This window comes from Psychrobacter sp. TB67 (genome assembly GCF_000511065.1).
GTDB lineage: Bacteria > Pseudomonadota > Gammaproteobacteria > Pseudomonadales > Moraxellaceae > Psychrobacter > Psychrobacter okhotskensis.
Window position 1 is genome coordinate 1 of sequence record NZ_AYYA01000041.1, and the last position, 9,697, is coordinate 9,697.

The 9,697-nt window shown below is 37.6% G+C and carries 13 protein-coding genes and 1 pseudogene; 5 read left to right on the top strand and 9 right to left on the bottom strand.

The window, feature by feature from the left end; all coding sequences use genetic code 11:
- A partial coding sequence (locus W293_RS0106050; RefSeq protein ID WP_025651577.1) for an integrase core domain-containing protein occupies positions 1 to 462 on the top strand: 462 nt, incomplete at its 5' end.
- A gap of 138 nt (positions 463 to 600) precedes the next feature.
- Here W293_RS0106050 and W293_RS0106055 read toward each other — a convergent pair.
- From W293_RS0106055 to W293_RS0106070, 4 genes are all read right to left on the bottom strand, one after another.
- Complete coding sequence (locus tag W293_RS0106055; protein WP_025651578.1) at positions 601 to 1,002, bottom strand: hypothetical protein; 402 nt, start codon at positions 1,000 to 1,002, stop codon at positions 601 to 603.
- On the bottom strand, positions 995 to 1,564 hold the full coding sequence (locus W293_RS0106060) for a hypothetical protein (RefSeq protein ID WP_025651579.1): 570 nt from the start codon (positions 1,562 to 1,564) through the stop codon (positions 995 to 997). Before W293_RS0106060 ends, W293_RS0106055 begins: the two co-directional genes overlap by 8 nt.
- Positions 1,565 to 1,782: 218 nt before the next feature.
- Entirely contained in the window at positions 1,783 to 2,919 is a 1,137-nt protein-coding gene (locus W293_RS0106065) for a RelA/SpoT domain-containing protein (protein ID WP_025651580.1), read from the bottom strand.
- A 4-nt stretch (positions 2,920 to 2,923) separates the two neighbouring features.
- On the bottom strand, positions 2,924 to 3,367 hold the full coding sequence (locus W293_RS0106070; RefSeq protein WP_025651581.1) for a Panacea domain-containing protein: 444 nt from the start codon (positions 3,365 to 3,367) through the stop codon (positions 2,924 to 2,926).
- A 377-nt stretch (positions 3,368 to 3,744) separates the two neighbouring features.
- On the opposite strand from W293_RS0106070, the gene W293_RS0106075 reads away from it, so the two are divergent.
- Positions 3,745 to 4,254 (top strand): plasmid replication DNA-binding protein, encoded by a 510-nt coding sequence (locus tag W293_RS0106075; protein WP_025651582.1) that lies wholly within the window; start codon positions 3,745 to 3,747, stop codon positions 4,252 to 4,254.
- Between the two features lie 18 nt (positions 4,255 to 4,272).
- Here the strand turns inward: W293_RS0106075 and W293_RS17605 are convergent, their stop codons facing one another.
- The 5 genes and pseudogenes from W293_RS17605 to W293_RS0106095 form a co-directional block, all read right to left on the bottom strand.
- Entirely contained in the window at positions 4,273 to 4,428 is a 156-nt protein-coding gene (locus tag W293_RS17605) for a hypothetical protein (protein WP_156915587.1), read from the bottom strand.
- Positions 4,403 to 4,517 (bottom strand): annotated as a pseudogene (locus tag W293_RS17610) (BrnT family toxin); the annotation flags it as partial. The pseudogene W293_RS17610 and the gene W293_RS17605, both read right to left, overlap by 26 nt.
- Positions 4,514 to 4,714: a type II toxin-antitoxin system RelB/DinJ family antitoxin gene (locus W293_RS0106085; RefSeq protein WP_025651583.1), complete on the bottom strand. Its 201-nt coding sequence runs from the start codon at positions 4,712 to 4,714 to the stop codon at positions 4,514 to 4,516. The gene W293_RS0106085 and the pseudogene W293_RS17610, both read right to left, overlap by 4 nt.
- A gap of 96 nt (positions 4,715 to 4,810) precedes the next feature.
- On the bottom strand, positions 4,811 to 5,071 hold the full coding sequence (locus W293_RS0106090; RefSeq protein WP_025651584.1) for a hypothetical protein: 261 nt from the start codon (positions 5,069 to 5,071) through the stop codon (positions 4,811 to 4,813).
- A gap of 8 nt (positions 5,072 to 5,079) precedes the next feature.
- A complete protein-coding gene (locus W293_RS0106095; protein WP_025651585.1) occupies positions 5,080 to 5,487 on the bottom strand; it encodes a hypothetical protein in 408 nt (135 codons plus the stop codon).
- Between the two features lie 449 nt (positions 5,488 to 5,936).
- On the opposite strand from W293_RS0106095, the gene W293_RS0106100 reads away from it, so the two are divergent.
- The 3 genes from W293_RS0106100 to W293_RS0106115 all read left to right on the top strand — a co-directional run bounded on the left by W293_RS0106100 (position 5,937) and on the right by W293_RS0106115 (position 9,658).
- Positions 5,937 to 6,311 carry a hypothetical protein gene (locus tag W293_RS0106100; protein ID WP_025651586.1) on the top strand — a complete coding sequence of 125 codons (375 nt, stop codon included), beginning with the start codon at positions 5,937 to 5,939 and terminating at the stop codon, positions 6,309 to 6,311.
- 622 nt (positions 6,312 to 6,933) lie between these two features.
- The gene (gene repM, locus W293_RS0106105) at positions 6,934 to 7,869 is read left to right on the top strand and encodes a replication initiation protein RepM (RefSeq protein WP_025651587.1); all 936 of its coding nucleotides are present in this window, start codon (positions 6,934 to 6,936) and stop codon (positions 7,867 to 7,869) included.
- Between the two features lie 233 nt (positions 7,870 to 8,102).
- A protein-coding gene (locus W293_RS0106115) for an IS3-like element ISSpu6 family transposase (RefSeq protein WP_086022276.1) occupies positions 8,103 to 9,658 on the top strand; the annotation gives its coding sequence in 2 pieces (ribosomal slippage) (positions 8,103 to 8,565 and positions 8,565 to 9,658; 1,557 coding nt in all).
- Positions 9,659 to 9,697: the final 39 nt, after the last annotated feature.

Genomic DNA, 9,697 nt, shown 5'->3' on the forward strand with positions numbered 1-9,697 from the left:
TTTAACACGCCATTAGTGCTGCATTCTGATAATGGGGCGCCGATGAAGTCACTGACCATGAAAGCCAAGCTGGAAGAGCTTGGTATTACGGCATCATTAAGTCGGCCGCGGGTGAGTAATGACAACCCCTTTTCAGAGTCGTTATTTAAAACGTTGAAATACCGCCCACAGTGGCCGGCATCAGGTTTTAGCTGCTTAGCAACAGCAAGAGAATGGGTGGAAAAGTTTGTAACCTGGTACAACGATGAGCATAAACACAGCCAGCTAAATTTTGTCTCACCAGGGCAACGTCATGCACTGCAAGATGGCGCTATTTTAGCGAAGCGCAAGAAAGTGCTTGAGGCGGCGAAGGAAAGAAAACCGATGCGTTGGTCTACAGAGATCAGAAATTGTGAAGCGGTTGGCGCTGTAACACTCAACCCAGATAAGGCACCAGAAGAAGGCGTAATAAATGCAGCTTAATATTTAAACAAAGAGTGACAACTATCTTGAAAAACACCGTAGGTTTGGAGTGATTATAGTGTGATTGGTAATCCTCCAATAAATAAAAATCCTGTTTTAGACGCCTCTTAAACTGCGAAGCATTTTAAGAGGCGTCTCTTAGTATCTCTTAACCTTATCTTCTTGTGTTGCTTCGTCAAACGGTATCAAGTCTTTTGCAGGTTGTTCTATAGTCTCACTTCCAATTAATGCAGAAATTCCAGCAAATGGGCTGGAATTTCTACGAATAATTTTCCCAGAATTATTTTCATACCGGTTAGATTTTATCGTAGTCATTTTTTCTTGGACATGGGTCGCTACTCCTGTACCTCTTATGACTTCTAAATTCCCAAGGCTCTCTTGAGTTTCAGGGTCTATAAGTTCCTCAGGATCTATATAGTAAACTAGAAATGTATCTCCTACCTCTACTCCATCTATAGAACCTCTGTTAATCACAAGTTCGAATGGACTGCTCTTTTTGACAACCATAGCTGGAAATGGTCTAAATAGTGTATTATCCAAAATCAAACGCTCCTGGAATTATGAAACTAGGTATTGCAGATTTTAATACTATCTTTCCTAGTGCTTCTTTTTCGTTATTCATTATAGCATCGCGATGTTTTTGAAGATCATGATCATACGTGATTAAAACATGCACTTTTTTGTCGTCTTGAACGTTGATTACTTTCCCAATAGCTATTAGCTCTTCAAATTCACTTACTAAAAAGTAGATTGAAACTATACTATCATTCGTCAGACTTTCTGTAGGCTCTGTAACAAGTACGGCTATGTACGCACTATAGTATTTGGATGGCGCTCTTGCAGCTATGACTTTTGGTCTAAGCGGAAGGCTATTTAACTTTTTTAGGAGATCTTCATATATTGCATAGGAAGTATTAAATACAACATAAATCAGAACAAACGCTATGCACAGGACTGCTGATAAATATGTCGATGATACTTCTATAGTAGGTACAAAAAAATAAGATGCAAAACCACATGCACCAGTTATGAGTATAAAAATTGCCCCTCCTGAGCTTGTAGTAGTACCCCATAGATAATCCCAAAAAGACTTTCTTACCATCAGAAATTGTACTCTTTCATAAATAACATTAAAAATATGATAATAACACTATGCTCTAAGTCAATCAGTTGACTAGGCTTGTAATCGAGCTGGTAGACCACTGAAAACAGACTGTTACTAGCGAACTACCTGTAACGGACTTGTCCTGAAAGTATACCGTATCTCCTACTATGAGAGTTACAATGTAAAAAAGTAGTGCCTTTAAGACTGCGTTTTATTTATGAATATTTTGTTAATAATTTAGTGTATCTACTGATAAAATTATTACTATCTAAAAAATAATTCGGATATGCTTCTTCAATTTTACTGACATCATCTACAGATACCAAAACAACATCGAAATTATTACTTCTTTGGTAGTCTTGCTCTAATTTTACATAATCTTGATTGGCATCGTGTTCATCGTTATACGGCAAAATTTTTGTCTCATGAGTATAGAGGTTTAGTTGGATTAAATAATATTTTGCTTCGATATTTTGCTTGGGTGAAGATATAGAATTAAAACCTCTTAACGTCTCAATAATTTGTAGTTTTTTATCCAATTCAATCAACTTAGCACACACTTCTGATGGGGTTAACTTTTCATAAGTGGCAATGACAGGAACACACTCTTCAATTGAAAAAAGAACGCTTGATAACTCAAGAAAACGTAGGTAATTTTCGTCTCCTTGACCTGCTTTAAACGAAACATGATGCAAAGTTCCTAATATCTCTACTACAGTTGCCCACTCATGTTGAATTTTAGTTCGGATTTGCAGTTCTAATATAAAAACATTATTTCCATCAGCTTTACATTTGAATATTTGATGTATTCCTCTATAGCCATCAAGCTTCGGCTCTAAGATATAATTTGTAGTGTGGAAATCATCAAAAATACAATCAGAGTTAGTTATCTCACAGCTATAAGTGTCATCTAAGAACCGATTTAAAGCTTCCATATCGGGTAAGGTAACTCTTATACCTACTAAATCTTCCATTTGAGCCAGTCTCATAGTTGTTCTTACAACTAATTTATTAGCTATAGACTCCAACCTTTTTGAACGAGAAGAAACAATGCTTTGTTCAAAGATCTGCAAACGTTTTAACTTGCTCTCTAATAAAGCCAAAAAATATTCTAGAGATGGAATATGGTTTTCTCGATAAAGCTTTAATATAAGTAGTGCTTCTCTAAATTCTTCCTCACTTATTGTACCTTTAGAAATTGAATCCAATTCTTTCATATAAGAACGTATAACATTACCAGATTTTGTAATAGACCCTTTAGAAATAGGAAAAGAGAGTAGCGTATCTTGATTAACGCTACTCTCTTTAATGTCTTCAATATCTTCAAAAGTTGTTTTTATATCTAGTTTCACATTATCACACTCTACCTTCAGCCATTTCTTCGAAGTTGATAAGCGTTCCTACTTTTCCTTTCGACCATGCGGTTTCTGGCTGATGTGTCATCCAAGACAGTTGAGTACCACTATAATCACCATAAGCATTAATTATTTGTTCTAGAAATTCGATTACTTGTTCATCAGCAGCAGGTACTGTTTGGAACTCACTCCACATACTGTAACCAAAACTGTTGATACTCCTAGCACCAAAAACTTTAAACTCATGGTAAATTTCAGGTAAAACAGGACCATATTGCCATCGTTCAAAATAACCATCAAACAAAGGGCTATTATTTGACTTTAAATACCATGACTGAGCAAAAAACATTAACTTTTGCAACTTCATTGGAGTTAAGTTATTAGTTTTTCCATTATTAGCTTGTTCAATAAAAGCATTGGCAATAGCAATAGCTGAATATTTCATAATAACCTCCTTAGGTTGATTAGTTGATATTTGAAAGCAAGAGATTCTGAGAATTTTAAAATTAGAAGTGTATGTGTTTTACAGTATGCTAGATGAACCGCAAAAGACACTTAAGAAATGTAAATACAAATAATTTCAATTTGGAGGCAGCAAATAGACTTAACTCATATATTGCTGTTCTTTGACAGAGCAGTACAGTATACCACGGTAGATTATAGACAGCTAATTTACATTTCAGACCTATACCTCTATGCTTAAAAAAGCCGTCAGATATATAATTCTTTGTCTCATAGATAAGTTAATGGCATAGTTGCTTGAACGTTCTGGAGATTTGTACTGAACACTTTCTAAAAACGTACTTGAACACTAGGTGAACAATGAACATATCAGTGACGAAAGCGGCAAAAGAATGGGGTGTATCAAGAACTACGATCTATCAGAAAGTCAATGATGGCGAGCTTTCCAGAACATCAGATAAGAAAATAGACACATCTGAGATGTTGCGCGTGTTTGGTGAGCCAATTTCTAAAAAACGTACTGAACGTTCAGCGAACACTGTCCAAAGTACGCCTTTGAACAACCACAGTGTTCAGTACAATACGGACATTGAACACCTATTAGCACTTGAAAAGCTCAAGAATGAACACCTCAGTCAACAGGTAAGCGATCAAAAGAAGTTAATTGAAAATTATCAGCAGCAGATAGGACTATTGAACAAAACGCTGGATAAAGCCAACGCCATTATTCAGGATTTCGCACAAGTGAGACTGCTAGAGTTTAAGCAACCTGAAATAAGCGATGAGCCGCCACTTGAACAAGAGAGAGAGAAAACAGACAACTCAACCGTAGCTATGGTTGAGAAAAAGAAAAAGTGGTGGGTGTTTTAGACGCTGTGGTTTTATCGACTAATGATCTAACAAATACTCTTCTAGCGCTTCGTTAATCATATCTTGGTATTTGCCACCAGTCTTTTTCGCCTTATCCTGGAATCTAGCAATGATATTGACACCAACCATAGAATCAGATGACACTATGCTGCCACCGTTCTTCACCATTTTCATAGCGGTCTTGTTGACGCAAACACAAAGGATAAGCCATGTTTGCGTTGATTACTGCTATTTTTCTGTTCATCCCATTCAAATTTAATCATTGATCACCGTCTTCAAGTGCATTGGTGCTAGGCATTGTATGATAAACAAAAGACAGCGGTATGCTATTGGTTTCGGCTACCTGATGTAAAAATAACTTAATCGCTTGCGAAGGCGTTAAGCCATAGCCCTCAAGCACCGAAAACGCCTTATCTTTTAATTCTTGATCCAGACGAATATTATAATTGGTTGTGCTCATAACAGTACTTATCGTTTATATATGTACATTTAATATAAGCGATAAGTACTGTCAATTCAATAATTTTAGTCTTTTACGAACAGTGATAGTAATGTGTTACTCATCCAGTCCACGCAGAAAATCATCAATTTTCTGTTTTAGCTGTTTTTGTATGACGTAGAGTTCGCTCGCGCTACATTCTCTTAGCATACTTTCCTCATCTTTTAGCTCAAACATCTTTTTACGTATGCTATCGCTATGAGCTTCGTTTTCTAAACCAAAGGTGTTAAGACGCCCCATTTGACGGTGGTATTCTCGTTGCGCGTCTTCAAACACCATGAAATGGTTACTTGCTACTGATACACCGACCATACTCATAACTTCTCCTACCCTCTATTAAGAATTGATCTATTGTACGATTTATTCCTAATTTTCTTCCTCGCCTCTTCGATAGCAGCATCCAGGTCGTCCATCTCTGGATCTACATGTGATTTCGCACTAGTATCTACATCATTCTCTTGAATTGTGTCATTAGAATAATAATCAACAAAAATTTGTTTTTTCATCTCAGGCTTAATCGCAATATTACTGCTAGAATTATCTGTAGCGACAGACAATTCTTTTGATTCTTTTCTATAGCGATAAAGATAATTGGTCAGTGTGCCAGTCGTTAGAATGAGGTCATGGCGCTCAGCTAATATCTCAACCACACCTTCATAAGTATATGAAATAGCCAGCTCTTCGATCACCTCATAAAGATCACGAAATTTGGAAAACTTTGTTCTCTTAGCCATAAATTCCTATCTCCATCTATTCCTGAAACCAATTATCTCAATTATAAAAACGCTCATAATTTGCTCATATCTAACTAACGATTTGCTAACGATTTGCTAACTTTTAATCGATCATACAGTAATTGCTCATGATTTGCTCATGATTTGCTCATATCTAGCTAACGATTTGCTAACGATTTGCTAACGTAACGCTCTTATAAGCTTTTTTAGCTAAAAAGGCTTACTACAGGTAGAAAATAACCGATTTTTCTACCTGCTTTTTGGTCATTAAATTATTCAATTTAATGACTACACCATACGCACCCTATCGGGATGAAAAAAAGCGTCTTAAATCAGCAACTTACCTGATTTAAGACGCTTTTCTCTGCATGCAAAGTGCAAACAAAATAGACTCAAGTAACTGATTTATATGATATATTAATGTCTACATTATGCAAACAAGGATAATTATGCACACTCCTACTGTATCATTCCGATTAAAGCCTGAGGTCTACCTAAAACTAGAAGCGATAGCAGCAGAGGAAGGGCTATCTCCTGGCGTCTACTTGAAAAAAAAATTGGAGTCAGATACCAATAACTTTCTTGAAGATCTTCAGTTTATGAAAGGAGATATTAGTGAGATTCTGCACTTATTGCAGTCGGACGACGAAGGATCAAAATCGGCAGAGAACACCTCAAATCAGAATGATATGGTCAAGGCTTTGATGCCGATAATGCTAGAATCGTTATTGATATTAAGAGAGGTGGCAGCACCTAACAAAGTTGGCAATGCTCAAAGATTGGTCGATAAAGCAGGAATGAAAGCTTACAATAGTTTGGATTAACACTTAAATATATATTGCCCTTGTATCAGCTGATACAAGGGATTTTTTGGAAATCAATTCGATGATAAGAGGTTGATCATTGGTGACATATTTATGAAAGTTGCTAGAGATAACAGCTGTCTTCTACAAGTTTTAATTGATATAGATCAAAAAGTGACTGTGTAAGCTTATATTAGCCGTTTAAAGGGTTTTAAAATGATTTACCTAGCAGAATGCCAAATGAGACTTAAAACCTCGTAGTGGGCTAAATATGATGGTTTTATCCCTATAGAATTAAAGGTTATATGTTTATTTTCAAACAATTTGAACTTACTTATATTCAGTTGATCACTATTTTTACTACTCTTTTCTCTTATTATTTTAATTACTAACAACCAAAAAGGTTTTTAATGCTTTTAAATGCTTTTAAATGCTTTTCCATCCTATGCATCCCTTGTTTGTAAAGGTTTGTAGAGTCTATAACCCTACATATTCCTGATGATAACCCTACATATTCCTGATGATAACCCTACATATTCCTGATGATAACCCTACATATTCCTGATGATAACCTCACAATAAAAACTTGTAGTTATAACTACATTATAATAATATGAGGTTATTAATAAAGGGATTTGTATATATGCGTAAATCAGATTTAGTAGTGAAGTCAAATAGGTTAAATACTGCAATACAAAACCTATCTTTGTCAGAAGTTCGAATAATACAGCTAGCTATTGTTGATGCTCGTGAGACAGGTGAGGGAATAAGCACTGATAAACCATTACTAATATCAGCTGCACGTTACGCAGAAGCTTTCAATGTAACTCTCCAAACTGCTTATGAAGCAATTGTAGATGCAGAAAAAAATTTATTTGAACGTCGGTTCTCTTTTCTTGATGAGTACGATGAGCCTGTTAAGTCACGATGGATACAACGATCTAAGCATGTAAAAGGTATGGCTTCAATATCAATAATTTTTACTTATGATGTTGTGAATGAGATCGTACGAATTGATGGCTTTGAAAAATTTTTCACGTCATATATGTTAGAACAAACTGCAAATATGAAAAGCACTTACTCAGTGCGATTATATGAGTTGCTTATACAATGGAAAAGCACTAAAAACACCCCTGTCTTTGAATTGAAAAGATTTAGGGAGCAGTTAGGTATAGGTGATGAAGAATATACGAGGATGGATAACTTTAAAAAACGTATTTTAGATTCTTCAATCGAAGAGATTAATGAGAAGTCAGATATTAAAGTCAGTTATGAACAGGTCAAAAAAGGCAGAACCATAACAGGCTTTAAATTCAAAGTATTAGCTAAGAGCAAACCGAAGAACGCAAAGCAGAAAAACGTTTGCATAGATATGTTCACCGTTGATGGATTAAATGATAAACAACTAGGTCGCATTGCTCGTAACCCTAGTTTTATAGCAGACTATAATGATTTGGTTAGTTCGACTAGCCCAGCTGGTCAAGATATGAGTATGTGGGAATTCGAAATGATTAATCGCCTTAAAAAGGACGCTTCTCAATTTAAGAAGCGTCCAATTAGAGATTATCTTGAATATTAAGTTTTAAAGCAAAATGATGGTAAAGCTTGTATAGCAATATTGAATTTGAAAAATACTATTATGATAGTTTAATCCTGTCAGATATTGCTGCCTACCTCAAGTAAATCAGCCTCTGATATAGTCGGGGCGGTTTAACTCTATTTTTTATGCGTCTTAGGCCCCCTGTGTCAGGATTGTTGTCACCCCTAAATAATCATTATGTTTAAAGACAGGGTGCGGCAAAAGAGAACGATATGGCTCGGTATTCACCAGAACGTAAAGAAGCGATCCTTAAAAAATTATTACCTCCTCACAACTTAACGGTCGCAGAGGTCGCTCGGGAAGAAGGCATCGCGGTGCAAACCTTGTATCATTGGCGAGATATTGCCAGAAAAGAAGGTCGCCCCGTGCCAGGTAAAACATTAACAGCCGATGATTGGTCGGCTGAAGCAAAACTTGCCGTGATTATTGAAACAGCGCCGCTGTCGGAAGCGGAGATAAACCAGTATTGCCGTGAAAAGGGCTTGTTCCGCGAGCAAGTACAGCAGTGGAAACAGGATTGTTTAGCTGGTTTTCAAACCTCAGAAGTACAAACTAAAACCATTAAACAGCAGGCTAAGGCTGACAAAGCCGAAATCAAATCGCTGCAACGGGAATTGCGCTATAAGGAGAAAGCGCTGGCTGAAGCTGCTGCGTTACTGGTGCTCAGAAAAAAGCTCAATGCGCTCTGGGGGGACGACAGCGAGGAGAGCTAACCCCCTTGCCTGAGCGCATCGCATTGATTGCCTTAATCCAAGAGGCGTATACCCAGGGTGCTCGCCTTTATAAGGCTTGTGCTGAAACGGGCCTCAGTAAGCGTACCTATCGACGTTGGTATCGAGAAGGTCAAGTGCAAGCTGATTTAAGGCCAACAGCAGCTCGACCAGAGCCAGCAAATAAACTCGAAGAACATGAGCGACAACAGATATTAAGTGTGTGCAATCAAGCGGAGTACGCCAGCTTACCCCCGTCGCAAATTGTGCCAACATTATTAGATAACGGGATTTATATCGCCTCGGAATCCAGCTTCTACAGAGTGTTAAATGCTCATGGTCAACTTAACCATCGTGGCCGCACTCAGGCTGCGGTCAATCGAAGCAAACCGTTGAGTTATCGGGCAGATGGGCCGAATCAAGTGTGGTCATGGGACATCACTTATTTAGCCTCAATCGTCAAAGGCCAGTTCTACTATTTGTACCTGTTTGAAGATATTTACAGTAGAAAAATAGTGGGTTACGAAGTTCATGAGCAAGAAAGTGGGGAATATGCCGCTGCGCTAATCCAACGCTGTCTGTTACGCGAGCAATGCTTTAACACGCCATTAGTGCTGCATTCTGATAATGGGGCGCCGATGAAGTCACTGACCATGAAAGCCAAGCTGGAAGAGCTTGGTATTACGGCATCATTAAGTCGGCCGCGGGTGAGTAATGACAACCCCTTTTCAGAGTCGTTATTTAAAACGTTGAAATACCGCCCACAGTGGCCGGCATCAGGTTTTAGCTGCTTAGCAACAGCAAGAGAATGGGTGGAAAAGTTTGTAACCTGGTACAACGATGAGCATAAACACAGCCAGCTAAATTTTGTCTCACCAGGGCAACGTCATGCACTGCAAGATGGCGCTATTTTAGCGAAGCGCAAGAAAGTGCTTGAGGCGGCGAAGGAAAGAAAACCGATGCGTTGGTCTACAGAGATCAGAAATTGTGAAGCGGTTGGCGCTGTAACACTCAACCCAGATAAGGCACCAGAAGAAGGCGTAATAAATGCAGCTTAATATTTAAACAAAGAGTGACAACTATCTTGAAAAACACCG